The sequence below is a fragment of the Streptomyces sp. NPDC058457 genome, from assembly GCF_042720695.1.
In the GTDB taxonomy this organism is placed as follows: Bacteria; Actinomycetota; Actinomycetes; order Streptomycetales; family Streptomycetaceae; genus Streptomyces.
In genome coordinates, this window is sequence record NZ_JBHXLU010000031.1 from 44,965 (window position 1) to 69,102 (window position 24,138).

Annotated in this window: 20 protein-coding genes; 5 read left to right on the top strand and 15 right to left on the bottom strand. The window is 69.6% G+C overall.

What is annotated here, in order from left to right; all coding sequences use genetic code 11:
* Nucleotides 1–399: 399 nt before the first annotated feature.
* The gene (locus tag ACFWPS_RS24285; RefSeq protein ID WP_383708249.1) at nt 400–1,572 is read right to left on the bottom strand and encodes a GlxA family transcriptional regulator; all 1,173 of its coding nucleotides are present in this window, start codon (nt 1,570–1,572) and stop codon (nt 400–402) included.
* Between the two features lie 377 nt (nt 1,573–1,949).
* Nucleotides 1,950–2,285, bottom strand: coding sequence for a hypothetical protein (locus ACFWPS_RS24290; RefSeq protein WP_383708250.1), 336 nt, complete (start codon nt 2,283–2,285; stop codon nt 1,950–1,952).
* A 351-nt stretch (nt 2,286–2,636) separates the two neighbouring features.
* Between ACFWPS_RS24290 and ACFWPS_RS24295 the strand changes: the two genes are divergently transcribed.
* Nucleotides 2,637–3,164 carry a universal stress protein gene (locus ACFWPS_RS24295; RefSeq protein WP_383708251.1) on the top strand — a complete coding sequence of 176 codons (528 nt, stop codon included), beginning with the start codon at nt 2,637–2,639 and terminating at the stop codon, nt 3,162–3,164.
* Nucleotides 3,165–3,318: 154 nt separating this feature from the next.
* Entirely contained in the window at nt 3,319–3,885 is a 567-nt protein-coding gene (locus ACFWPS_RS24300) for a GPR1/FUN34/YaaH family transporter (protein WP_217545624.1), read from the top strand.
* Between the two features lie 242 nt (nt 3,886–4,127).
* On the opposite strand, the gene glmS is transcribed toward ACFWPS_RS24300, so the two are convergent.
* Together glmS and ACFWPS_RS24310 are read right to left on the bottom strand one after the other, a co-directional pair.
* Nucleotides 4,128–5,945 carry a glutamine--fructose-6-phosphate transaminase (isomerizing) gene (gene glmS, locus ACFWPS_RS24305; protein WP_383708252.1) on the bottom strand — a complete coding sequence of 606 codons (1,818 nt, stop codon included), beginning with the start codon at nt 5,943–5,945 and terminating at the stop codon, nt 4,128–4,130.
* A 30-nt stretch (nt 5,946–5,975) separates the two neighbouring features.
* Complete coding sequence (locus ACFWPS_RS24310; RefSeq protein WP_383708253.1) at nt 5,976–6,233, bottom strand: hypothetical protein; 258 nt, start codon at nt 6,231–6,233, stop codon at nt 5,976–5,978.
* A gap of 165 nt (nt 6,234–6,398) precedes the next feature.
* Between ACFWPS_RS24310 and ACFWPS_RS24315 the strand changes: the two genes are divergently transcribed.
* Nucleotides 6,399–7,964, top strand: coding sequence for a purple acid phosphatase family protein (locus ACFWPS_RS24315; RefSeq protein WP_383708254.1), 1,566 nt, complete (start codon nt 6,399–6,401; stop codon nt 7,962–7,964).
* A gap of 66 nt (nt 7,965–8,030) precedes the next feature.
* Here ACFWPS_RS24315 and ACFWPS_RS24320 read toward each other — a convergent pair whose 3' ends face one another.
* A complete protein-coding gene (locus ACFWPS_RS24320; protein ID WP_383708255.1) occupies nt 8,031–8,891 on the bottom strand; it encodes a DUF4429 domain-containing protein in 861 nt (286 codons plus the stop codon).
* Between the two features lie 150 nt (nt 8,892–9,041).
* On the opposite strand from ACFWPS_RS24320, the gene ACFWPS_RS24325 reads away from it, so the two are divergent.
* Nucleotides 9,042–10,619, top strand: coding sequence for a beta-N-acetylhexosaminidase (locus ACFWPS_RS24325; RefSeq protein ID WP_383708256.1), 1,578 nt, complete (start codon nt 9,042–9,044; stop codon nt 10,617–10,619).
* A gap of 64 nt (nt 10,620–10,683) precedes the next feature.
* Here the strand turns inward: ACFWPS_RS24325 and ACFWPS_RS24330 are convergent, their stop codons facing one another.
* From ACFWPS_RS24330 to ACFWPS_RS24375, 10 genes are all read right to left on the bottom strand, one after another.
* Complete coding sequence (locus tag ACFWPS_RS24330) at nt 10,684–12,453, bottom strand: IucA/IucC family protein (protein ID WP_383708257.1); 1,770 nt, start codon at nt 12,451–12,453, stop codon at nt 10,684–10,686.
* Nucleotides 12,450–12,995 carry a GNAT family N-acetyltransferase gene (locus ACFWPS_RS24335; RefSeq protein ID WP_383708258.1) on the bottom strand — a complete coding sequence of 182 codons (546 nt, stop codon included), beginning with the start codon at nt 12,993–12,995 and terminating at the stop codon, nt 12,450–12,452. The genes ACFWPS_RS24330 and ACFWPS_RS24335 overlap by 4 nt, the downstream gene beginning before the upstream one ends.
* Complete coding sequence (locus tag ACFWPS_RS24340) at nt 12,992–14,284, bottom strand: lysine N(6)-hydroxylase/L-ornithine N(5)-oxygenase family protein (RefSeq protein WP_383708259.1); 1,293 nt, start codon at nt 14,282–14,284, stop codon at nt 12,992–12,994. The genes ACFWPS_RS24335 and ACFWPS_RS24340 overlap by 4 nt, the downstream gene beginning before the upstream one ends.
* Nucleotides 14,268–15,734, bottom strand: coding sequence for a lysine decarboxylase DesA (gene desA / locus ACFWPS_RS24345; protein WP_383708260.1), 1,467 nt, complete (start codon nt 15,732–15,734; stop codon nt 14,268–14,270). Before desA ends, ACFWPS_RS24340 begins: the two co-directional genes overlap by 17 nt.
* A 145-nt stretch (nt 15,735–15,879) precedes the next feature.
* Entirely contained in the window at nt 15,880–16,716 is an 837-nt protein-coding gene (locus tag ACFWPS_RS24350) for a siderophore-interacting protein (protein ID WP_383708261.1), read from the bottom strand.
* A gap of 46 nt (nt 16,717–16,762) precedes the next feature.
* A complete protein-coding gene (locus tag ACFWPS_RS24355; RefSeq protein ID WP_383708262.1) occupies nt 16,763–17,809 on the bottom strand; it encodes an ABC transporter substrate-binding protein in 1,047 nt (348 codons plus the stop codon).
* Between the two features lie 171 nt (nt 17,810–17,980).
* A complete protein-coding gene (locus ACFWPS_RS24360; RefSeq protein WP_383708263.1) occupies nt 17,981–19,054 on the bottom strand; it encodes a sugar ABC transporter substrate-binding protein in 1,074 nt (357 codons plus the stop codon).
* Nucleotides 19,055–19,235: 181 nt separating this feature from the next.
* Nucleotides 19,236–20,498 (bottom strand): sugar ABC transporter permease, encoded by a 1,263-nt coding sequence (locus ACFWPS_RS24365; RefSeq protein WP_383708264.1) that lies wholly within the window; start codon nt 20,496–20,498, stop codon nt 19,236–19,238.
* 53 nt (nt 20,499–20,551) lie between these two features.
* Entirely contained in the window at nt 20,552–21,331 is a 780-nt protein-coding gene (locus ACFWPS_RS24370; RefSeq protein ID WP_383708304.1) for an ATP-binding cassette domain-containing protein, read from the bottom strand.
* A gap of 36 nt (nt 21,332–21,367) precedes the next feature.
* Nucleotides 21,368–22,456, bottom strand: a complete 1,089-nt coding sequence (locus ACFWPS_RS24375) for a substrate-binding domain-containing protein (RefSeq protein ID WP_383708265.1) — start codon at nt 22,454–22,456, stop codon at nt 21,368–21,370.
* 287 nt (nt 22,457–22,743) lie between these two features.
* On the opposite strand from ACFWPS_RS24375, the gene ACFWPS_RS24380 reads away from it, so the two are divergent.
* A complete protein-coding gene (locus ACFWPS_RS24380; protein WP_383708266.1) occupies nt 22,744–23,847 on the top strand; it encodes a sugar ABC transporter substrate-binding protein in 1,104 nt (367 codons plus the stop codon).
* Nucleotides 23,848–24,138 lie beyond the last annotated feature (291 nt).

Genomic DNA, 24,138 nt, shown 5'->3' on the forward strand with positions numbered 1-24,138 from the left:
CCGTTGTTTTCGGTTGCGGGACGGCTTGGAGGGTGGTGGTTCAGCGCCGTCGTTTTCGGTTGCGGGACGGGCTGAGTGGGCGGCCTGGCGCCGTTGTCTTCGGTCGCCGGATGGCCGGCGGATGGTGGCTGAGTGCCGTTGTCTTCGGTTGCCGGACGGGCTGAGAGGGTGGCTCGGCGTCGTCGTCTTCGGGGGCTGCCGCTGCCGCTACGGCGTTGCCCTCAAGCGCCGGACGGGCGGAGAGAGGGCTGCGTGCCGTCGTCTTCATAGGGGGCGCCACGCTGTGGCCGGCCTCGCGGCATGCTTTCGGCCTCGTCCTTTTGTCCCGCCGAGTCGGGTGGTGGGTGGGCGAGGGGGTGGCTTCGGCCCACCCGAGGGTGTCGGGTGGGCCGAGGTGGGTCAGCTGCCTGTGCGGGGGCCCGGCAGGCTGGCCGAGAGGCCTACCGATGCTGTCCTGCGGGTCTGCATCGGGAGTACGCCCTCGGGGTACGGCACCGCGAGCGGGCCCGTCGGCGGCAGCGGTGCCGGTTCCGGGGTGTCGGGGCGGTCGGACTGCGGACGGCGCGCCCGGTACGCGGCCCGGTACGCCGCCGGGGACGAACCCAGCTGACGACGGAAGTGGCCGCGCAGGGCGACGGGGGAGCGGAAGCCGCAGCGGCCCGCCACCTCGTCCACCGAGTAGTCCGATGTTTCGAGGAGACGCTGCGCCTGCAGGACCCGTTGCGTGATCAGCCACTGGAGCGGGGCCGACCCCGTCAGCGAGCGGAAGCGGCGGTCGAAGGTGCGACGGCTCATGTACGCGCGAGCTGCCAGCGTCTCCACGTCGAACTGCTCGTGGAGGTGCTCCAGCGCCCAGGCGACGACCTCGGCGAGCGGGTCGGCGCCGATCTCCTCTGGTAAAGATCGATCGAGGTAGCGCTCCTGACCGCCCGAGCGGCGCGGCGGGACCACCAGGCGGCGGGCGAGCGCACCGGCCGCCTCGTTGCCGTGGTCCGTCCGCACGATGTGGAGACAGAGATCGATTCCGGCCGCCGTACCGGCCGACGTGAGGACGTCGCCGTCGTCCACGAAGAGCTCTCGTGGGTCGACGTGTACCGACGGGTAGCGCTTGGCCAGCGTCGGTGCGTACATCCAGTGTGTGGTGGCCGGGCGGCCGTCCAGCAGGCCTGCGGCGGCCAGCACGAACGCGCCCGTGCACAGCCCGACTATGCGGGCCCCTTCTTCGTGGGCGCGGCGCAGCGCGTCCAGCGCCTCCTCCGGTGGCGGCGCGGTGATCGAGCGCCAGGCCGGTACGACGACCGTGCCGGCGCGTGAGATCGCTTCCAGGCCATGCGGCGTGGTGAGTTCCAGGCCCCCTGTGGTCCGCAGCGGGCCTTCCTCGCCTCCGCACACCAGCAGTCGGTAGCGCGGTACGCCGGCGTCCTGGCGGTCTATCCCGAACACCGACAGCGGTATGGAACTCTCGAAGATGGGGCCGCCGCTGAACAGCAGCACCGCGACAATCTCCTTGCGGCGTCGCCCGGAGAGTTTCCGGGCCGCGGCTTCCGGCGCGGCAGTGGAGTCGTGGCTCATCCTGCTAAGCCCCCCTCGGTGGTCGCGGCTCCTCGGTTGTGTCGCTCCTGCACGTTTCCCCTCGGTCCTGCACGAGTCCCCCGCCGTAAGACGTCAAGATCGAATCTACTGGTTTCCGCAGTGTCGCGTTGACCAGTTCGACACGCCGCCGATTGTCGACATGACAACTTGGCGTGAAGCATTCGATCACGAAGGGTTGCACTCACGGGCCGTGCAGGGAAGTGCGCCTCGTGGCAGTGGCCAAACCGCGTAGGGTGCGAAGGGTCCTGCAGACCCTTTCCGTGCAGGTGGAACGGGGGTTGGGGGGTAGTTGGTGCCCCTCTTGCGCAGGTCCGCCAAGTTGGCTGAAAAGAAGCGTTCGCGTGCGCGGAAACCGGTCAGTCGACCGGTGTAGTGCCCCTGGTGTGACGTCCGCCTCCCCGGGCCGTCGTCCCGCGCTCCGATCGGCGCAGCAGGAAGCGGCAGGCGGCGGTGACGGCGGCGAGGCCGAGGGCGGTGCCGGCCGCGCCGGCCGGCGAGGTGCCGTACCAGAGGAGCACCACGGGGACGAGGACGCAGGAGAACGCGGCCCAGCGGACCACGTCGCCGGCGGTGTCCGGGGCGGGACGCGGAGTCGGGGCCGGGCGCCGGGCCGGGCGCGGGCGCGAGCCCGGGTGCGGGCCCGGGTGCGGTACGGGGTGCGGATCGGGGGTGGTGGGGCGCGGTCCGGACATGGTCGTACTCCCTCGTCGTACTCCCTTGTGCTCCCTTGCGACGCACTCGTACCGGGATCAACGCGTGTTCGGGCGGTCGGTCACCGTGCGTGGAGCTCCGGTCCTGTCCGAATCCTGTGCAAACCGCCTGTACGGGGCAGCAACCATTGCGTTACGGGCGCGGCTCGTGCATGCTCCCTGGAACCCCTAACCGACTCCGGGGAAGGTCCCCTACGGAGAGTGTGCGGGATCTGGGCTGAGGAGGCGTGCCGCCGTACCCTTGGGGGTATGGGGTTGGGAAGATGTTTCCCGGACACAGCTCCGCCGCACACTGTCGTCGCTCCCACAAAGGATCACAACGCCGAGACAGCCATGGCCGGTCACGAATTCTTCGATCCAGCGGACCGCAAGCGGCCGGTCGCCGACCCGACGGCGGCCGATGCGCTGGCGGCGGAAGAGGCACGCCCTTCCTGCGATCCCGCCTTCAAACACGGGGTGGTCGTCGGCTTCGACGGCTCCACCTCCAGTGAACGCGCCCTCGCCTATGCGATCGGGATGGCACACCGCTCCCGCGCAGGGCTGATCATCGTCCACGTCGCCAACCGACTGCCGACCACCGTGTGGGCCGGCTGCGAGCCACCCGTCTTCGTCGACGTGCCGGATCACCGGACGGAGGTGCTCGGGCTCGAGCTCGCCTGTGCCGAGTATCTGGCCGAGGTGCCCTGGATCCTCGTCGAGCGCGGCGGTGACATCTGCCACGAACTCGAAGAGGTGGGGCGGGAGTACGAGGCCGACGCGATCGTCGTGGGGTCGACCCACGGGATCGTCGGGCGGCTCTTCGGCTCCGTCGCCGGGCGGCTCGCCAAGCGGGCCAAGCGCCCTGTCGTTGTCATTCCGTAACTCCACGTTCTCCCAGGTGAGATGTGCCATGGGAACGGTCCGGCTCTCTTTGTGCAGTGCCTGAATTTCCTGGCGTGCAGAGGTGTTTGTGCCCTTGTGAAGGGCATATATCGGTCACCGCGCACAACTGCACAAGGCATGAAGGGAGCCCGCCGTGGACAATGACGTCTCTGCGGGAAGCGGAACCACTACCGTGGCCGGCCGACTCGCCCTGGGGATCACCCTGTTGGCGTTCGGCCTCGGCACCACCGGTGTCATCGACGACGTGACCACGTCCGACGCCGTGTCAATCGCCCACTACGTGGGCGGAGTCGCCCTCTTCCTGGTCGGCCTGCTGGCCTTCCGTGACCGTGACACCGCGAACGGCACGGGCTATGTGGCCCTCGGTGCCCTCTGGTTCACCTGGGCCGTCTCCTCCGGCGGCCACTCCTCGGCCAACGGGGCCGGGCTCTTCCTGCTCCTCTTCGCCCTCGTGGCCCTGTCGCTGACCCTCGCGGGCGGCGACCAGCTCGGACAGGCCATGCACGGGCTGCTGTTCCTGGCGATGCTCGTGCTCGCCGTCGCGCAGTTCGCCGACAGCTCGTCACTGACCAAGGTCGGCGGCTGGGTTGCGGTGGCGGCGGGGGCGGTGGCCTGGTACGCCGCGACGGCGGCGCTGGCGCACTGGCCGACGGTGCTTCCGGGGCGGGCTGCCGGTCGGGGGGTGACGGCCCACGGCTGATATGGCAGCCGACGCCGGGGAGTTGGGCGTCCCCGGCGATCCAATGAGCGGACCCCCTCGTGGCTTTGTGGCACACGTGGGGGTCCGTTCGGTTTCGTCGGCCCGTGCGGGTGCGTGGGGGTTGCTCGCGCAGTTCCCCGCGCCCCTTACGGGGCGCACTGCGGCGCCCCTTTCTTTTAGGGGCGCGGGGAACTGCGCGACAAGCCCCCACCGACCCGCACCGGCCCCACAACCGAACCGTCCTACTCCACCGTCACCGACTTGGCGAGGTTCCTCGGCTTGTCGATGTCGCGGCCCAGTGCCTTCGCCGTGTGGTAGGCGAGGAGTTGGAGGGGGATGCCCATCAGGATGGGGTCCAGTTCGTCCTCGTTCTTCGGGACGACGATCGTGCGGTCCGCCTTCTCCTGGTGCTGGTGGGCCACCGCCAGGATCTTGCCGCTGCGGGCCTTGATCTCCTCCAGGGCCGCGCGGTTCTTCTCCAGGAGGTCGTCGTCGGGGACGATCGCCACCGTGGGGAGGGCCGGCTCGATCAACGCCAGCGGGCCGTGCTTCAGTTCGGACGCCGGGTAGGCCTCCGCGTGGATGTAGGAGACCTCCTTGAGCTTCAGGGAGGCCTCGCGGGCCACCGGGTAGCCCCGCACGCGGCCGATGAAGAGCATCGAGCGGGCCTCGGCGTACTCCGCGGCCATCTTCTCGATCTCCGCCTCCTGGGCGAGGATCTCGGAGATCTGGGCCGGCAGCTTGCGCAGACCGTCGATGATCCGCTTGCCGTCGCGGACCGAGAGGTCGCGGATGCGGCCGAGGTGGAGGGCGAGGAGCGCGAACGCGACCGTCGTGTTCGTGAAGCACTTCGTCGAGACCACGCAGACCTCCGGGCCCGCGTGCACGTACGTGCCGCCGTCCGCCTCCCGCGCGATCGCCGAGCCCACCACGTTCACCACGCCCAGCACCCGCGCGCCCTTGCGCTTCAGCTCCTGGACGGCGGCGAGGACGTCGTACGTCTCACCGGACTGGGAGACGGCGATGTAGAGGGTGTCCGGGTCGACCACCGGGTTGCGGTAGCGGAACTCCGACGCGGGCTCGGCGTCGGCCGGGATGCGGGCCAGCTCCTCGATCATCTGGGCGCCGATCATGCCCGCGTGGTACGAGGTGCCGCAGCCGAGGATCTTCACCCGGCGCACGGCACGCGCGTCGCGGGCGTCCAGGTTGAGGCCGCCGAGGTGCACGGTGGAGAAGCGGTCGTCGATGCGGCCGCGCAGCACGCGGTCGACCGCGTCGGGCTGCTCGAAGATCTCCTTGTGCATGTAGGTGTCGTGGCCGCCCATGTCGTACGACTCGGCCTCCCACTCCACGGTGGTCGGCTCGGCCGTCGTGCGGGTGCCCTCGGTGGTGTAGGTGCGGAAGTCGTCGGCCTTGAGAGTGGCCATCTCGCCGTCGTCGAGGGTCACTATCTGGCGGGTGTGGGTGACCAGGGCCGCGATGTCCGAGGCGACGAACATCTCCTTGTCGCCGATGCCGAGGACGACCGGGGAGCCGTTGCGCGCGACGACGATCCGCTCGGGGAAGTCGGCGTGCATGACCGCGATGCCGTAGGTGCCCTCGATCAGGCGCAGCGCCTGACGGACCTTCTCCTCCAGGGTCTCCGCCTGGGAGCGGGCGATCAGGTGGGTGAGGACCTCGGTGTCGGTCTCGGAGAGGAAGACGACACCGTCCGCCTCCAGCTTGCGGCGCAGCTCGGAGGCGTTGTCGATGATGCCGTTGTGGACGACGGCGACCTTCTGGTCGGCCGACATGTGCGGGTGGGCGTTCACGTCGGAGGGGGCGCCGTGGGTGGCCCAGCGGGTGTGGGCGATGCCGGTGGTGCCCTTGAAGCGCGCCGGTACCTTGGCCTCCAGGTCCCGGACCCGGCCCTTGGCCTTAACCATCTTCAGGCCGGCCGTCTTCGGGGCGGAGACGACGATGCCCGCCGAGTCGTAACCGCGGTATTCCAGCCGCTGCAGACCTTCGAGGAGGAGGGGGGCGACGTCGCGCCTACCGATGTATCCGACAATTCCGCACATATATAGGTGTTCCGTATCCCTAAGCCGTAGTCATCCGTAGACCAAGCGGCGCAGCTGCCGGAGTGTGAGCTCCGGCGGGGCGACCGCCCTGTACTTCAGATCCGCCGCGATCCGTTCGAAGATCTCCGCGTTCACCAGGCCTTCCGCCTGGAGTTCGCGGTGGCGGCGCCGGACGTAGTCCCCGGCCGTCTCGTCGAAGTAGGCGAGCACGTCCTGGATCACCCGAAGCGCCTCGCCCCGGCTGAGGGGCGTGGACCGCGTCAGGTGATCAACAAGTTCGTCGTGCACCCGTAGATCCTGGAGTACGGGGCAGGGGTTTCGCAAGAATCCTGCCCGATTCCGGGCAGCAGCCTGTTGAATCTCTTATGGGGCTCTGTTCGCAGCCTGTCCATCCTGTGTCTTGCGCCACGTTGCTTGTGCAGACGAGTTTCAGACGCCATGGACATTCCTCGTATGGGCGTACCCGAAGAGCTCGCCGAGCGCATGAGCATGGCCGAGCAGCACGAGTACCTCCGCGCCAAATTCTCCCGGCGCTCGATGATCAGAGGCGGCGCCGTGACTGTCGGCGCCGTCACGGGCGGCTCCTTCGTGCTGGGCGGCACCGCCCAGGCCGCCGTTCCCACCCAGTCGACGGCCCCGGCCACAGAGTGGGTCGACGGCGCCTTCGTCGCCCCCTTCGGCCGCCACCTGGCCTTCGGCAACGACCCCAGCACGGAGATGACGGTCTCCTGGCAGGTCGCTGTCCCGGTGAAGAAGCCCTTCATCCGGATCGGCACCCACGCCTCGCACCTCTCGGTCAAGATCCCGGCCGAGGTCCGCTCCCTCTACACCCCGGCCGGGGTCGGCGCGAGCGGCGACCACACCCAGTACTACGTGCACGCCAAGCTGGCCAACCTCAAGCCGGGCCGCACGTACTTCTACGGTGTCGGCCACGAGGGCTTCGACCCGGCCGCGCCGCAGTTCGCCGGCACCATCGGCACCTTCACCACCGCCCCCGCCCACAAGGAGGCGTTCACCTTCACCGCCTTCGGCGACGAGGGTGTCGGCTACCACGGCCTGGCCAACAACAGCCTTCTGCTCGGCCAGAACCCGTCCTTCCACCTGCACGCCGGCGACATCTGCTACGCCGACCCGGCGGGCGCGGGCAAGACCGCCGACACCGGCTTCGACTCGCGGGTGTGGGACCAGTTCCTCGCCCAGACCGAGACGGTCGCCAAGTCCGTGCCGTGGATGCCGGCCTACGGCAACCACGACATGGAGGCCTGGTACTCGCCCAACGGCTACGGCGGCGAGGAGGCTCGCTGGAGCCTGCCCGACAACGGCCCGGACGCCAAGAACCTGCCGAGCGTCTACAGCTTCGTCTACGGCAACACGGCGATCATCTCGCTCGACGCCAACGACATATCCTTCGAGATCCCGGCCAACCTCGGCATCTCGGGCGGCACGCAGACCAAGTGGCTGGAAGGCCAGCTGAAGAAGTTCCGCGCGTCCAAGGACGTCGACTTCATCGTGATCTTCTTCCACCACTGCGCCTACTGCACCTCCACCGCGCACGCCTCGGAGGGGGGCGTGCGACAGGAGTGGGTGCCGCTGTTCGAGAAGTACACCGTGGACCTGGTCATCAACGGCCACAACCACCAGTACGAGCGCACCGACGTCATCAAGGGCGACAAGGTCGTCAAGAAGCTCCCGATCGGCGAGACCGCGTACTCCGAGACCGAGGGTGTCGTCTACGTGACGGCGGGCGCGGCCGGCCGCAGCCTGTACGCGTTCAGCGCGCCGGACTCCTACGAGGGGCACGTGAACGAGGTCGACTCCGTCGCCTCCTTCATCAACACCAAGGACGGCAAGGTCAACGAGACCGTCGCCTGGTCCCGGGTGCGCTACCTCAACTACTCGTTCCTGCGCGTGGACGTCGAGCCCGCCGCGCGTGGTCAGTACGCCAAGCTGAAGGTGTCGGGCGTGGCCGAGACCGGTAACCGCATCGACCACTTCACGGTGGCGCGCAAGGCCAAGTAGGGCCCGGCAGGCCCACGTAGGTCCGTACGCCCCGAAGGCAGGGCGCAAGGCACCCGCAGGCGGTCCTCACATGCGTTTGAGGACCGCCTGTTTGGCCATCGTGAACTCCTCGTCCGTGAGCACCCCCTCGCGGTGCAGCTCGCCCAGCTCGCGCAGCCTGCGCAGCAACGCGTCGTGATCGGCCTCGGTCGCCTCCGGCGCCCCGGACATCTCCGCTACCCCGTCCGCCGACGGATGCGGCAGCCGCGCCTGGACCGCCGCCGCGACCAGCGCCATCAGCGGATCCCGCTTGAACCCCCACAACTCCACCGCGTTCGGGTCGTACTTGGCCCGCTCCCGGACCGGCGCACCGGCCACCCGGAACCGCAGATGGCCGTTCTCAAGACCGGCGGACGGCTGCCACTCCACGCCGAGGATGTCCGCCAGGGCCAGCGTGCGCGGACCCGCGGCGGCCTTGACGTCCTCCGTCTTCCAGTTCCACTCCAGGCGCACCCGCTCCCCGTCGAACGACGCCGTGCCGTCCCCGGCGGAGACCGACAGCAGCAGCGGCGGCCCCGGCAGCAGGTACTCGCTCACCGGCGTGCCCGGCACCCGCTCCAGGAGCAGCGCGTCGCGCACCTCGTCCGTGAAGTACTCGGCGACCCCGTACCGCTCCGACTCGACGGTCAGCCGATAGGGGTCCTGGGGTTCGGTCAGGCGGCCCCCGGTGGCGTGCAGCAGCGGATCGGCGCCGTCCCGCAGCCGCAGCCTCAGCCGCCCCTGCTTGCGGCCCTGCTCGAACGAGATCCCCGCCAACGCGCCCAGCGGCACGACCAGTTCACCCAGCGCCCGGCGCAGCACACCGACGTTCCGGTCCCGCCCGGGAGTCAGCCGCAGGGCGTCTCCGTCGAAGACCCAGATGCCGTCCTTCTGGATGATTTCCGCCATGCGGGGATTGTTCCACCGGAAGTGCGGGAGAGTGGTCTCGACCAATCCTGGTTCGGTCTCCACCCCCCGCTGAAGGGAGCGCATGTGCGAACGCACCACAGAACGACTCCCCGAACTGTCCGAACTCCCCGAACTTCCCGAACTCCCCGTATGGCCCGCGTCCTCGGGGCCCTGCTGCTCGTCGCGGCGGCCGGTGCCGTCACGGTCGGAGCCACCCCGACGGCACCCGCGCTCACGCCCGCGCCGGTCCCGCTCGGCCGGGTCGTCCCGGCGCCCGCCTCGGTCACGCCCGCCGGAGCGCCGTACCGCATCACCCGGGACACCGCCATCCGCGTCGACGGCTCCGATCAGGCCCGCCGGATCGCCGAGTACCTCGCGGACCTGCTGCGCCCGTCGACCGGCTACCGGCTGCCCCTGACCACCCACGGCACCGCCGGCATCCGGCTGCGCCTGGCCCACGGCCCGTTCGGCGCCGAGGGCTACCGTCTCGACAGCGGCCGCGACGGCGTCACCATCACCGCCGCCGAACCCGCCGGCCTCTTCCACGGCGTCCAGACCCTGCGCCAGCTGCTCCCCGCGGCCGTCGAGAAGGACACCGTCCAGCCCGGCCCCTGGCTGGTCGCCGGCGGCACCATCACCGACCGCCCCCGCTACGCCTACCGCGGCGCGATGCTCGACGTCTCCCGGCACTTCTTCACCGTGGCCCAGGTCGAGCGCTACATCGACCAGCTGGCCCTCTACAAGATCAACGAGCTGCATCTGCACCTCAGCGACGACCAGGGCTGGCGCATCGCGATCGACTCCTGGCCGCGCCTGGCGACCTACGGCGGCTCGACCCAGGTCGGCGGCGGCCGGGGCGGCCACTACACCAGGGCCCAGTACGAGGAGATCGTCCGGTACGCCGCCTCCCGCTACCTGGAAGTCGTCCCCGAGATCGACATGCCAGGGCACACCAACGCCGCCCTCGCCTCCTACGCCGACCTCAACTGCGACGGCACCGCACCGCCGCTGTACACGGGCACGGAGGTCGGCTTCAGCTCGCTGTGCGCGGGCAAGCAGGTGACGTACGACTTCGCCGACGACGTCATCCGCGAACTGGCCGCCCTCACCCCCGGCCGCTACCTCCACATCGGCGGCGACGAGGCGCACTCCACCAGCCATGAGGACTACGTCACGTTCATGGACCGGGTGCAGCCGATCGTCGCGAAGTACGGCAAGACGGTGATCGGCTGGCACCAGCTGACCGGCGCCCACCCGGCCGAGGGGGCCATCGCCCAGTACTGGGGCCTGGACGACACGAGCGCGGACGAGAAGGCCCGGGTGGCCGAGGCCGCCCGGAACGGCACCGGGCTGATCCTCTCGCCCGCCGACCGGGTCTACCTGGACATGAAGTACACCGAGGACACCCCGCTGGGCCAGGACTGGGCGGGCCTGGTGGAGGTGAAGCGGTCGTACGACTGGGACCCGGGCGACTACCTGGCCGGCGTGCCGGGTTCGGCGATCAGGGGCGTCGAGGCACCGCTGTGGACCGAGACGATCGTGACGGACGCCGACCTCGACTACATGGCCTTCCCACGGCTGCCGGGCGTGGCCGAGCTCGGCTGGTCCCCGGCCGCCACCCACTCCTGGGACGCCTACAAGGTGCGGCTCGCCGCCCAGGCCCCGCGCTGGGACGCCCTCGGCATGGCCTACTACCGCTCACCGCAGGTGCCCTGGCCCGCGCACTAGGGTGAGACGAAACGACCGACGGGCTCCCCCGAGGACCGTACTCGGGGGAGCCCGTCCGCCTGGATCAGAACCCCGCGACGGGATTTTTCAGGGTTCCGACCAGCTGGAGGGCGCCCGACGGGTCCGCCAGGTCCACCATCTGCCGGTTGTCGCGCAGCTGGAGCCGGTTGAGGCAGGACAGTGCGAACTCGGGCGCGAACATGTCGTACTGCGCGAACTTGTCGGCGAGTTCGGGCGCCGACGCCTGGTACTCACGGGTGACCTCGGCGACCGTCCGCCAGAAGTCGTCCTCCGTCAGCACCCCCTCGGTCGCGAGGTTCGCGGCGAGGAAGCGGAAGAAGCAGTCGAAGACGTCCGTGAAGACGGAGAGGAGTTTCATGTCCTCCGGGACGTCGACGCGCAGCCGTTCCACCGTCGGCGGCAGCACCGCGTCCGGGTCCATGACCGCGATCTCCTCGGCGATGTCCTTGTAGACCGCCCGCCGTACGACCCCGTCCTCAAGGACCAGGATGACGTTCTCGCCGTGCGGCATGAACACCAGGTCGTAGGCGTAGAAGCTGTGCAGGAGGGGCGTGAAGTAGGCCCGGAGGTAGGCCCGCAGCCACTCCTTCGCCGGCAGCCCGCTCCGCTCCACCAGCGCGGCCGCGAAGGAGGCGCCCTCGTGGTCCACGTGGAGGAGGGAGGCCATGGTCGCCAGGGACTCGCCCTCCCGGAGGGACGGGACCGGGCTCTCCCGCCACAGTGCGGCCAGCATCTTCCGGTACGGCGAGTAGCGGTCGGTCGCCTTCTCGTACTCCAGGTGCCGGTAGCCGACGGCCGCCCGCTCCCGGATGATGGACAAGCCGGTGGACTTGAGTACCGGGTCGTTGTCGACGAGCTGGGCCAGCCAGTCGTTGATGGCCGGGGTGGCCTCCATGTAGGCGGCGGAAAGCCCGCGCATGAAGCCCATGTTGAGGACCGAGAGAGCGGTCTTGACGTAGTGCTTCCCGGGGCTGGAGCTGTTGAAGAAGGTCCGGATGGACTGCTGGGCCAGGTACTCGTCGTCGCCCTCGCCCAGGCACACCAGGAGGCCGCGGGCGACCTCGGCGGCGAAGGTGACGGTGAGCTTGTTCCACCACTGCCAGGGGTGGACCGGGATGAGGAGGTAGTCGGCGGGGTCCAGGCCCCGGTCGCGCAGGACGCCGTCGAAGCGCTCGACGGTCGCCGTGCCCAGCTCGTCCCGTACGAAGGTCTCGTACTCGATCCCGACCCCTGCCGTGAACGCGGCCCGCGACCGGTGCGCCGCCAGCCACACCAGCCGGACCGGGCTCGCGGTCTCCGGGGCGTACGACAGGTACTCGTGGACGCCGAAGCCCAGCCGCCCGTTGTTGGCGACGAAGCAGGGGTGACCCTCGGTCATCCCGGTCTCGATCGCCTGGAAGCCGGCGCGGACGAGCTCGGCGACCGGGATCTGCGGCTTGGCGAGCTTGTAGCAGGTGCCGGAGAGGGTGGAGGAGATCTCCTCCAGGTAGACCGGCAGGACCTCGTCGGCGAGCCCCAGGGCGTCCTTCAGCTCGATGAAGAAGTCCAGGGCGGCGAGCGGGAGTTCGGCGCCGTCCCGGGTACGGGCGATCGAGTCGGCGTCCACCTGCCAGTGGTCGAGGGCGCGGCGGACGGCGGTGAAGCGGTAGCGGGTGAGTCCGTCGTCGCTGCGGACGACGTAACCGGCCCCCTCCTCCTCCGGGGTGATCAGGCGCTCGTGGGCGAACTCCGCAAGGGCCTTGCGTATCAGGAGCCGGTTGGCCTTCTCCCAGCGCTCGGGGGAGAGGTGGGCCACGGAGTCGGCGAGGGTCATACGGCGGCCACCGCCTTCTCGAACCGCTCCCGGGTGCAGTAGCTCAGCAACGCCGTCTTCTCCGGCTTCTGGATCTCCCGTACGGGCACGAACCCGACGGCCTCGTTCAGTGCGTGCACGGCCGTGTTGCCGACGTCCGGCTCGACGACGATCCGGCGGGTCGCCGGGTCCTCGAAGAGCCGGGCCACCACGGCCGTGATGACGGCCCTCGTGAAGCCGTGCACGGGGGTGTCCGTGGCGGGGGTGAGGAAGTGCATCCCCACGTCACCGGGCTCGGGCTCGTACAGCCCGACCAGCTCGCGGTGGGCCGGGTCGTAGTACTCCATGAGGAAGGCGGGCCGGCCGTCCTCGCCGAGGCCGAGCAGCGCGTGGTGGTGCTCGTCGGCCGCGATCTCCATGTACGCCCGCTCGACGTCCGCCGGCCGGGCGTCCTGCATCATCCAGTAGGCCGCCTTGGGGTGGGTGACCCAGCGGTGCAGCAGCTCGGCGTCCCTGAGGGGGTCGAGGGCGCGGAAGACGAAGGCCGTCGTCATCGTGGTCATGCCGCGAACTCCTGGAAGGCGATCGTCTTCTCCACCGGGTAGTACTCCGAGCCGAGCAGCTCGCGGATGATGTACGTGTTCCGGTACGGGCCCATGCCCAGGTCGGGGCTGGTGATGCTGTGGGTGTGGACGCCGGCGTTCTGCAGGAAGACGCCCCGGCCGGTGACGTCGATCGCGTAGTTGCGGGCCACGTCGAAGTTGCCGTGCGTGTCGTAGCGCAGCCGGTCCCGGACGGGCGCCAGGAACTCGGGTTCGGCGTACCTGTAGCCGGTGGCCAGGACCAGGCCCTGGGTCTCGATCTCGTAGTCCTTGCCCTGCTCCTCCTGGCGGAGGGAGAGGGTGTAGGTGCCGTTGTCGTGGGCGGCCGCGTTCAGGGAGGAGTTGGTCAGCAGTCTGGTCGGGACCGGGCCGCCGAGGTTCTTCTGGTAGAGCAGGTCGAAGATCTCGTTGATCAGTTCGCCGTCGATGCCCTTGAAGAGGCCCTTCTGTTCGGCGGTGAGCCGGTAGCGGGTCGCCTCGGGCAGGGCGTGGTAGTAGTCGATGTACTCGGGGCTGGTCATCTCCAGCGTGAGCTTGGTGTATTCGAGGGGGAAGAAGCGGGGGGAGCGGGTCACCCAGTTCAGCCGGTAGCCGTGCACGTCGATCTCGCTGAGCAGGTCGTGGTAGATCTCGGCGGCGGACTGGCCGCTGCCGACCAGCGTGATCGACTCCTTGGACTGGAGTTCCTGCTTGTGCCGCAGGTAGCGCGAGTTGTGGATGAAGTCGCCGCCCAGGCCCTGGCAGGCCTCGGGGATGTGGGGCGGGGTGCCGGTGCCGAGGACCAGGCGACGGGCGCGGTACGTCTCGCGCGTCCCGCCGGCGGCCGTCGCGACGACGTAGACCTCGTCCGTGTCGTCGTACCGGACCTCCGTCACCGTCGTGCCGAAGCGGACGTTGGTCAGCCGGTGCGCGGCCCAGCGGCAGTAGTCGTCGTACTCGACCCGCAGCGGGTAGAAGTTCTCGCGGATGTAGAACGAGTACAGCCGGCCCTTCTCCTTCAGGTAGTTGAGGAAGGAGTACGGCGAGGTGGGGTCGGCGAGGGTGACCAGGTCCGACATGAACGGGGTCTGGAGGTGGGCGCCGTCCAGGAACATCCCGGCGTGCCACTCGAAGTCGGGCTTCGAGTCGAGGAAGACACCGTCCAGTTCGGCGATCGGCTCGGTCAGGCAGGCGAGGCCGAGGTTGAAGGGCCCGAGCCCGATCCCCACGAAGTCATAGGTCTTGGTCGGGTGTTCAGGACGCGCGGTCAAGGGACTCTCCCAGGTACTGCTCGGCGTGGCCGGCGATCAGATCGAGGACGACGGCGATGTCGGCCGCCGTGGTCTCGGGGTTGAGCAGGGTGAACTTGAGGTAGTGGCGGCAGCCGACCTTGGTGCCCGCGACCACGGCGTCGCCGGAGTGGAACAGGGCCTTGCGGGCGTACAGGTTGGCGCGGTCGATCTCGGCCGGGTCGGTGACGGCCGCCGGGATGTAACGGAAGACGAGGGTGGACAGGGACGGCTCGACGACGACGTCGTAGCGCGGGTCGGCCGCCAGGAGCCGCCAGCCCTCCTCCGCCAACTCGCAGACCTCGTCGAAGAGTTCGCCGATGCCGTCGGCACCCATGGTGCGCAGGGTGAGCCACAGCTTGAGGGCGTCGAAGCGGCGGGTGGTCTGGAGGGACTTGTCGACCTGGTTGGGGATGCGTTCGGTGACCATGCGGCGGGGGTTGAGGTAGTCCGCGTGATATGTGACATGGCACAGGGTCGAGGCGTCCCGGACCAGCACGGCGGAGGAACTCACCGGCTGGAAGAAGGACTTGTGGTAGTCGACGGTGACCGAGTCGGCGCGCTCGATGCCGGCGATGCGGTCCCGGTGCTTCAGGGAGGCCAGCAGTCCGCAGCCGTAGGCCGCGTCGACGTGCATCCACACGCCGTACTGCTCGCACAGCTCGGCGATCTCGGGGAGCGGGTCGATGGAGCCGAAGTCGGTGGTCCCGGCGGTGGCGACGACCGCCATGGGCACGAGACCGTCCTTCTTGCAGCGCTCCAGCTCACGGGCGAGGGCGACGGTCTGCATCCGCTTGTCGGCGCCGACGGGGACGGAGACCACCGCGTCCTGGCCGAGGCCGAGCAGTTTCGCCGACTTCTGCACGCTGAAGTGGCTGACCTCGGAGGTGAAGATCCGCAGTTCGGCGAGGTCGGCCGCCCCTTCCCACCCTCCCGGCCCTGGCTTGGCCTCCTCCCTGGCCAGCAGCAGCGCCTGGAGGTTGGACTGGGTGCCGCCGGAGGTGAACACGCCGTCGGCGGCCGGGCCGAGGCCGATCCGCTCGGCCGTCCAGTCGATCAGTCTCCGCTCGATGAGGGTGCCGCCGGCCGACTGGTCCCAGGTGTCCAGGGAGGAGTTGACGGCGGAGAGCACCGCCTCGCCGAGCACCGCCGGGATGACCACCGGGCAGTTGAGATGGGCGAGGTAGCGGGGGTGGTGGAAGTAGACGGCGTCCCGGAGGTAGACGTCCTCCAGCTCGTCCAGGGCCGCGGTGGTGTCGTGCAGCGGCCGGTCGAGGTCGATGCCGTCGATGAGGGGGGAGAGGGCGTCGACGGTGACACCCGTGAACGGACGGTCGGTGGTGGCGAGTTTGGCCGCCACCCGCTCTACTCCTTCGGTCACGGAGCGGCGGTAGTGCTCCGCGGTGAGGTCATTGAGCAGGTGCGAGCGCATGAGGGGGTCCTCCGGGACGATCCGTGCGGGGGAGGGGAGCGATCGGCTCCACTTAGGTTAGCCTAACCTAAGTAGCGCGGGCGAAACGCTGCCCCTCCCGTGACAGCCGACACGTCGGCGGTCGTAACCACCCGCCGGCCTCGGACTACTCGCCGGCCGCCCGGAGTTGTTCCTCCGTCAGACCCTGCCGCCAGTACCCGACGAAGGTGACCCGGCGCCGGTCGATCCCGCGCTCGCCGACGAGGTGCCGGCGCAGCTCCTTCACCCGCCCGGACTCGCCGGCGATCCAGGCGTACGGGTGTGTGTGGGAGGGGAGTTGTGCGGCGCGGATCTCCTCCCTGGCATCGCGGCCGCCCACCAGCCAGGTGATCTCCGCGTCCGCCTCGGTGGCCACGTCCTGCACGTCCCCGGCGCACGGCACCTCCAGCCAGGCGCGGACGCGCGTGCCGGCGGGGAGCGATTCGAGGATGGCGGTCGCGGCGGGTACGGCGGTCTCGTCACCCCACACCAGCACCAGATCGGTGTCCTCGGGCGGCCGGAAACGGATCGCCCGGTTGTCGGCGATCGCCGGTCCGAGCAGGACCACCCGGTCACCGGCGGCGGCCCGGGAGGCCCACCGGGAGGCGGGCCCGGCGGGGGTGGCCGCATCCGGCCCGGCCCCGTGCAGCACGAAGTCGATGTCGATCTCGTCGGGGTCCCGCCGCAGTTCCCGCAGCGTGTACGACCGCATCACGGCCCTTACGTCGTCGGGGAGTTCGCGCCAGCCCTGCCACCAGCCGTCGCCCAGCTCGACGGGCACGGCGGGCTCGGTGTGCCCCTCGGCCGGGATGAACAGGGAGAGGGACTGGTCGCGTCCGTCGGAGTGGAAGTGCGCCAGGTCGGCGCCGGCGAAGGTGACCCGGACCAGAGACGGACCGAGCCGCCTCGTCCGTACGACCTGGAGGGAGAAGAAACGGAACGGGGCGGCTACGGCCGTCGTCATATGTGCTCCTGGGGTTCAGGAAGTTGTACGGGTTGCCCGGGTGGGGTCAGCTGACCTTCTTGGCCGTCTCCAGGGCCTTGGCGAGGTTCTCGACCATCGCGACGCACTTGTCGTAGGAGAAGATCGGCTCGGGGGAGCGGGAGATGACCTGCCCGGCCTTGACCGCGGGGAGCTTCTTCCAGGTGGCCTGGGTGATGTCGGCGGGCTGGATGGTCGCCGTACGGTCGTCCATCATGATGATGTCGGCCTTGTACTTGTCGACGTTCTCCCAGCTCAGGCTCTCGTACCAGCCGCCGCTCGCCTTCAGTACGGACGCCGAGGGCTCGACGAAGTTCACGCCGAGGGCCTTGAAGTACTCCAGGTCCACGGAGAGGTTGGAGCCGGAGACGTAGAACAGGTCCTGGGCGGCGGAACCGGCCATCACCGTGATGTCGGGGTGCGCCTTGGCGGCGGCGCGCAGCCGGGAGGACGCGTCCTCGAACCGCTTCTTCGCGTCGGTCACCTTGCTCGCCGTCATGTCCGCGCCGAGCGACTCCGCAAGGGCCCAGACCCGCTGGAGCGGGACGGTGAGCTGACGGTCGTAGGCCGAGATGCCGACGCTCGGGGCGAGCTTGGCGATCTTGTCCTTGGACTCGTCCGGGACGTACCAGAGGGTGCCGGCGGCGTCGAACAGCGTGGTGATGAGCACGTCGGGGGCGAGCGCCGCGTACTTCTCGACGTTGAACTGGCCCCACTCGTTGCCGAGGACTGTCAGCTTGCTGATGTCCATGTCGCCGGCCTGGACGTCGGCCTTGCCGGCCTTGGTCCTGGTCGGCCCGAAGACTCCCTTCACGCTGATGCCGTAGTCGTACAGCGCGGCGGCGACCCCGACGAACGCGACGATGTTCGCCGGGACCTTGTCCAGCTTCACCGTGGTCCCGCGGTCGTCCTTGAACGTCCAGGGACCGGACTTGGCGGCCGTCGTCTCCTTGTCGGAGGAGCCGCTTTTCGCGTCGTCGTCACCGCAGGCCGCGAGCGCGGCGCCGAGACCGAGGGCGCCACCGACGGCGAGGATGCCACGGCGGGTGAGGTGGGCTGCTCTGACGTTGGACATAGGTGTGGCTGCTTTCGGACGTGCGGGAACACCGCTGGACAGGATGGAGATTAGGTTAGCCTAACCTAAGATCTTGTCCAGGTCCGGGTCCTGCGGCTTACGCCCGGGGGCAGCCCGCCGAAGTCAACTCCCGCGTGCGCGGCGCTCATCGGCCCTTGCCACTCCCGGTTCTCACTGTCGGTCGAGGCTGTTGCCCCACAGGGACGGGTCGGTGCTCTTGAGGCTGGGGACGCCGCCGTAGGTGCCGCCGTCGGCGGTGACGAGCGGGGCGGAGAGCTGGTCCTCCAGGAGTCCGTCGCGGATCCGCACGATGGTGCTGTCGTGGTCGGTCCTGCCAGGCTTGAAGGTCTTCCCGTCGATCGCGGCCTTCAGGTAGTACAGCGCGTACTTGGCGTAGAGGTCGACCGGCTGGGACACGGTGGCGTCGATGGTGCCGTCGGAGATGCTCCTGAGCTCTCTGGGGATGCCGTCGTTGGAGACGACGAACACGTGCTTCGGGTCCCTCGGGCCGACCAGCAGCCCCTGCTGCCTGAGCACGTGGAGCGTGCCGGAGAGGGCGAAGCTGGCCTGCAGGTAGATGCCCTTGATGTCCGGGTGCGCGGTCAGGTCGGCCTGGAGCTTCTGCGCGGCGACGTCCTCGTCCCAGTTGGTGGTCTCCCCGAACACCTTGATGTCCGGGTAGTTCGCCTTCATGCACGCGTCGAACCCCTCGGTGCGGTCACGGCCGTTGATCGACGAGAGGTCGCCCTCGAGCATCACGACCTTGCCCTTGCCGCCCAGCTTGGTGCCCAGGTACTCGCATGCCTTCTCGCCGTAGGCGCGGTTGTCGGCGCGGACCACCATGTAGACCCTGCCGGTGTCGGGGCGGGTGTCGATGGTGACGACCGGGATCTTCGCCGCCTGCAACTGCGCCAGGATCGGCGCGATGGCGAAGGTGCTCTGCGGGGCCATCGCGATGCCCTTGGCGCCCAGGAGGATCAGTGTCTGCGCGTTGGCGGCGAGCTTGGCGACGTCGTCCTGCGAGTTGGTGGTCCTGAGCGAGAGGCCGAGTTGCTCGGCGTACTCGGGGGTGTACCTGATGTACGCGTTCCAGAAGTCGGTGTCGGAGCGCGGGTAGTCGACGCCGACCAGCGGCTTGCCGCCGCTCGACGTGGCCGTGCTGTCGGAGCCGCCGCCGCAGGCGCCGAGCAGGACGAGTACGGAGAGGGCGCAAGCGGTGGAGCAGAGGACGGGTCTGGACCTCATCGGTACTTCCTCGCGCTGGGTCCCGGAGCGCCTGCCGTCTCCCCCGGGCTCACCTGACCGACAGAGACATGCCACCCGGCCGACACCAAACTGTCTCATCAGCCAATATACCGGGGCACATGCGTGGGCAGAATTCCCTTCCTGTCCAGCCCCGGCCCAGCGCCCCGGGCCCGGGGAAGGCTCAGGCGCGCCCGTGCGCCTGTTGCGTGTGCCGGGACAGTGAGTCGATGACCACGGCGGCGAAGAGCACCCCGCCCGTGATCACCAACTGGACGGCGGTGGGGGTGTCGGTGAGGGCCATGCCCGAGGCGATCGACTGGATGACCAGGATGCCGAGCACGGCGGACCAGGTCGTACCGCGTCCTCCGAACAGGCTGGTGCCGCCGATGACGGCGGCGGCGATGGCGTTGAGCAGCAGGACGCCGGAGCCGGAGTTCTGGCTCACCGACGTGATACGCGAGGCCAGGAACAGGCCGCCGGTCGCCGCCAGGGTGCCGGAGACCGCGAGTACGGCCGTCTGTACGGCGGTCACGTCGAGGCTGGCGCGACGGGCCGCCTCGACGCTGCTCCCCAGTGCGTAGACCTGCCGTCCGTAGTGCGTGCGCCGGAGCACGATGTCGAGGCCCGCCACCGTGACGAGGAAGATCAGCAGCGCCAGCGGCAGGCCCTGGAACTGGTTCAGCAGATAGGCGGAGCCGAACCCGATCACCGCCACGGCTCCGGTGCGCACCCCGATGGCGCGCAGCGGGCGGTGTGGCATGCCGAGGGCCACACGGCGGCGCCTGTTCAGGTAGGCGGAGAGGAAGACCAGAGCTGTGGCGAGTGCCGCCACCGCGTAGGCGACGCCGGCGTTGGTGAAGTAGTAGCCGGTGAGGTGGGCGATGAGCCCGTTCTCGTCGAGGTTGACGGTGCCGCTGGTGCCGAGGATGACGAGCATGAGGCCGTTCCACGTCAGCAGCCCGGCGAGGGTGACCACGAAGGCCGGCACCCGGGTTCTGGCGATGGAGTACCCCTGGACGGTTCCCGCCGCGGTGCCCGTCAGCACGGCGGCGATCAGGGCGAGCCATTCCGGCACGCCGTTGTTGACGTTGAGCACCGCGAAGACCGCGGCGGCGAACCCGCTGATCGAGCCGACCGACAGGTCGAGTTCACCGAGCAGCAGCACGAAGACGATGCCGACCGCGATGAAGCCCGTACCCACGATGTCCACGCTGAGGTTGGACAGGTTGCGGGGCGAGAGGAAGGTGGAGTTCAGACTCTGGAAGATGATCCAGACCGCGGCGAGGACGAGGGTGACGGGAAGGTAGCCGAGCTCACCGGCGCTCAGCCTGCGCCGCCGGAGGGTGATCCAGCCGGCCACGGCACGGCCGACGGTCCGCCCGCCGAGGCCCCGACGGGCTTTCGCGGTGGCTGCGGCAGGATCGGCCGGCGTCTCGTCCGGCATGTCACGCATCCCTTTCACCACTCGGCTTCACCACTCAGCTTCACCACTCGGCTTCACCACTCGGCCTCGCGAGGGGCCGGCCGACGGGGCACGTTCTCGGTGGCGCCCGTGACGGCGGAGATGATCTGCTCCTGGGAAGCGGTGCTCACGTCGAAGAAGCCGTTGTTGCGGCCGAGCCGCAGCACGGCGGCCCGGTCCGCGAGGGCCTTCACATCGCCCATGTTGTGGCTGATGAGCAGGATCGCCAGGCCTTGGTCGCGGAGCCGGTCGACGAGGTCGAGGACCTCGTTGGTCTGCTCGAACCCCAGCGCCGCGGTCGGTTCGTCCAGCAGAAGGACGCGCGGGTCGCCGAGGAGCGAACGGGCGACGGCGACGGTCTGCCGCTGGCCGCTGGACAGTGACACCAGGGGACCGCGCAGGTCGGGAACGCTCCGGGTCAGGCGTTCCAGCAGCTGTGCGCTGCGGCGCTCCATCTCCACCTCGTCGAGGAAGCCGAACCTGCGGATCTCCCGTCCGAGGAAGAGGTTGCCGACGACGTCGAGGCCTCCGCACAGCGCCAGGTCCTGGTAGACGGTGGCGATGCCGAGGTCCCGGGCTTCCTGGGGACGCCGGATGTGCACGGGCCGGCCCTCCCACTCGATGCTCCCCTGGTCCGCGGGAGCGACCCCGGAGATCACCTTGACCAGGGTGGACTTGCCGGCTCCGTTGTCGCCGAGCAGGGCGAGGACCTGGCCTGCGTGGATCTCCAGCTCGATGTCCCGGAGAACCTCGACGACGCCGAAGCGCTTCCACACGCCGTGCAGGGCGAGCAAGGGGGGCGGCAAGAGAATCAGCTCCTTCCCGGGCCTGGGGTCGGCCGGTCCCGCCCGTCAGGTCAGCCCGGCCTTGTGGCAGTCGCCCGCGAGTGACAGGGGGCAGATTTGTTCGAGCGTGTACACGCCGTCCTTCACCAAGGTGTTCTTGATGGTGGCAAGGACCACGGGCACCGGAGTGAGCAGCACGGCCGGAACCTCCGCACCGCCGCGGGTTTTCACCCGCCTGGTGGCCACCGCGTCCAGGCTCCGGCCACGGGCGGCCGCCACGGCCATGGCGCCGCCGGCGGCGGCCTCGGGTCCGAACGGCTTGTAGACGGTCATGTACTGATCGCCGGCGACAATGCGCCGTACGGCCGCGAGCTCGGCGTCCTGCCCGGTGACCGGAGGCAGCGGGGTGACCTTGTCGGCCTTGAGGGCGGCGATACAGCCGGCGGCGAGGCCGTCGTTGGCGGCGTAGACGCCGTCGATGCTGCCGGCGCCCAGGGCGGAGAGGGCTCCGGACATGTTCCGGTTCGCCGTCTCCGTGCTCCACTCGGGCGTGTCGTACTCCTTGGCGATCGTGGTCCTCCCCCGGAGTTCGGAGAGTGCGCCCTGCTTGAACGACAGCGCGTTGGGGTCGCCGGGGTCGCCGTTCATCATCACGATCCGGCCGCCGCGCGCCTTGGTGCCCATGGCCGTCAGCAGCGCCCTGCCCTGGAGCCTGCCGATCTCCTGGCCGTCGAAGGAGACGTAGCCCGAGATCGGGCCCTCGGCGAGGCGGTCGTAGGCGATGACCGGGATGTGCGCGGCAGCCGCTCTTCCGACCGAGGCGGCCATGGCTCTGGCGTCGACGGCCGTCAGCACGATGGCATCGACCCCGTCGGCGATCGACGAGTCCATCTGTTTCTGCTGGATGGCCACGTCACCTTCGGCGTTGGCGTGCTCGATCGCGCAGTCGCCGCACAGCTGCCCGATCCTCCGCTCCAGCAGGGGCCTGTCCCGCGTCTCCCAGCGGGCTGTGGTGGAGTCCGGCAGCAGCACGCTGATCTTCCGCGCGCTCCCTTCGCCGGAGGTGCTCCCGGCGTCCGCTCCGCAGGCGGTGGGGGACACGGCCGTCGAGACCGCGGCGAGGGCGAGGGCGGTGTTCCGAACGCGGGCCTTCATGCGCGAGACCTCCCTCCTGCCCGGGGCGCCGGGACGCGCCGGCACCGGCCATGGTGGACCGCGAACCCGGTGCCGTACGGCCGGCAGGACGATAATCTGTCCAGTTCGTCCCGCTATGCGATTCTAGTAAAGGAGTCACCAGCGGTGCTCGGGGCGGTGTCGGAGTCCTTCGGCACCGAACCCGTGGCCGACGGCAGGCAGGTGTGCGGCGAGAGAGCGGTATCGCGTCGTGAACCGGCTGCTGCGGGTACGGAACCGGGCGCCGGGGACAGGGACGGGGGCCGATCATGACGTGTCGTAGCCCATGGGTGACGTCTCGTACGCGCTGTGTCGTCGGCGCGCTGGTCGCGGGCCTGCTGGCCGTGCCCTCGGCCGCCTGTACGGGAGACGGAACAACCGCCACGGACAGCTTCACCGTCGGCCTGCTGCTGCCGAGCCGGGTGGTGCCACGCTGGGAGAACTCCGACAAGCCGCTGATCGTGCAACAGGTGAAACAGCTCTGCCCGCACTGCAAGGTCACCTATGCCAACGCCGACGACGACGCGACGGCCCAGCGGCAGCAGATGATCGCGATGATCACCAAGGGGGTCCGGGTCATCATCCTCGGCACCACCGACAACAGGGCGCTGCGTTCCACGGTCCAGGAGGCGCACGACGCGGGCGTCCCCGTCGTCGCCTACGACAGGCTCGCCGAGGGGCCGGTCTCGGGCTTCGTCAGCTTCGACGGCGTACAGGTCGGAACGTTGCAGGGCCAGGCTCTCCTCAAGGCCATGCACGCCCCGGCCGAGGACGGGACCATCGTCATGATGAACGGCGACCCGACCAGCCCCAACGCCGCGTGGTTCAAGAGGGGCGCACTGTCCGTCCTGCGGGGCAAGGTGAACATCGGCCGTTCCTACGACACCCCGGGCTGGAGCACGGACAACGCGAACGCCAACATGTCCGCCGCCATCTCGGCCCTGGGCCCGGGCCGGATCGACGGCGTCCTGGCCGCCAACGACGCCATGGCCGCAGGCGTGATCTCCGCGCTCAAGAGCGCCCACGTCGGGCGGCTTCCACCGGTCACCGGTCAGGATGCCGACCTCGACGCGGTACGGCGCATCGTCGACGGCGAACAGTCCATGACGGTGTACAAGTCCTTCCGCGCGGAAGCCGAAGCAGCCGCCGCCATGGCCGTGGCCCTGGGCCGCGGCGAGAAGCTGGACACCATCGCCACGACGACGACCGACAGCCCCACCACCCGCCACATCCCGTCCGTGCTCCTCACCCCGGTAGCCGTGACAACCGCCAACATCAGACAGACCCTCGTCAAGGACGGCGTGTACACCGTCGACCAGATCTGCACACCGCGGCTACGGGCCGCTTGCGAGAAGGCAGGGCTGACTCCTTAGCCGGGCGTGGCCGGTGTGGGGGGGCCTTGACCGGGAGTCGAGGCACGTCGACAGGGTTGATGTCGAGGAGCTCGTCGACGTAGCCGTCGAGCGGACCGGAAGTCAGGAAGCGAGGACTCCCATCACGACGCGGATGGGGCCCACGAGCTTCCCGAGCTGAGGGCTTCGGCCACCGGATACGCGGTGGCCACCGAACACGTCGTTCTGTACCTTGCCCTCATGACCGACAACCGAAGGGGCGATGCCGCGTAGGCGCCCGTCAGCCCTGCGGGGCGACCTGCCTGCCCGCCC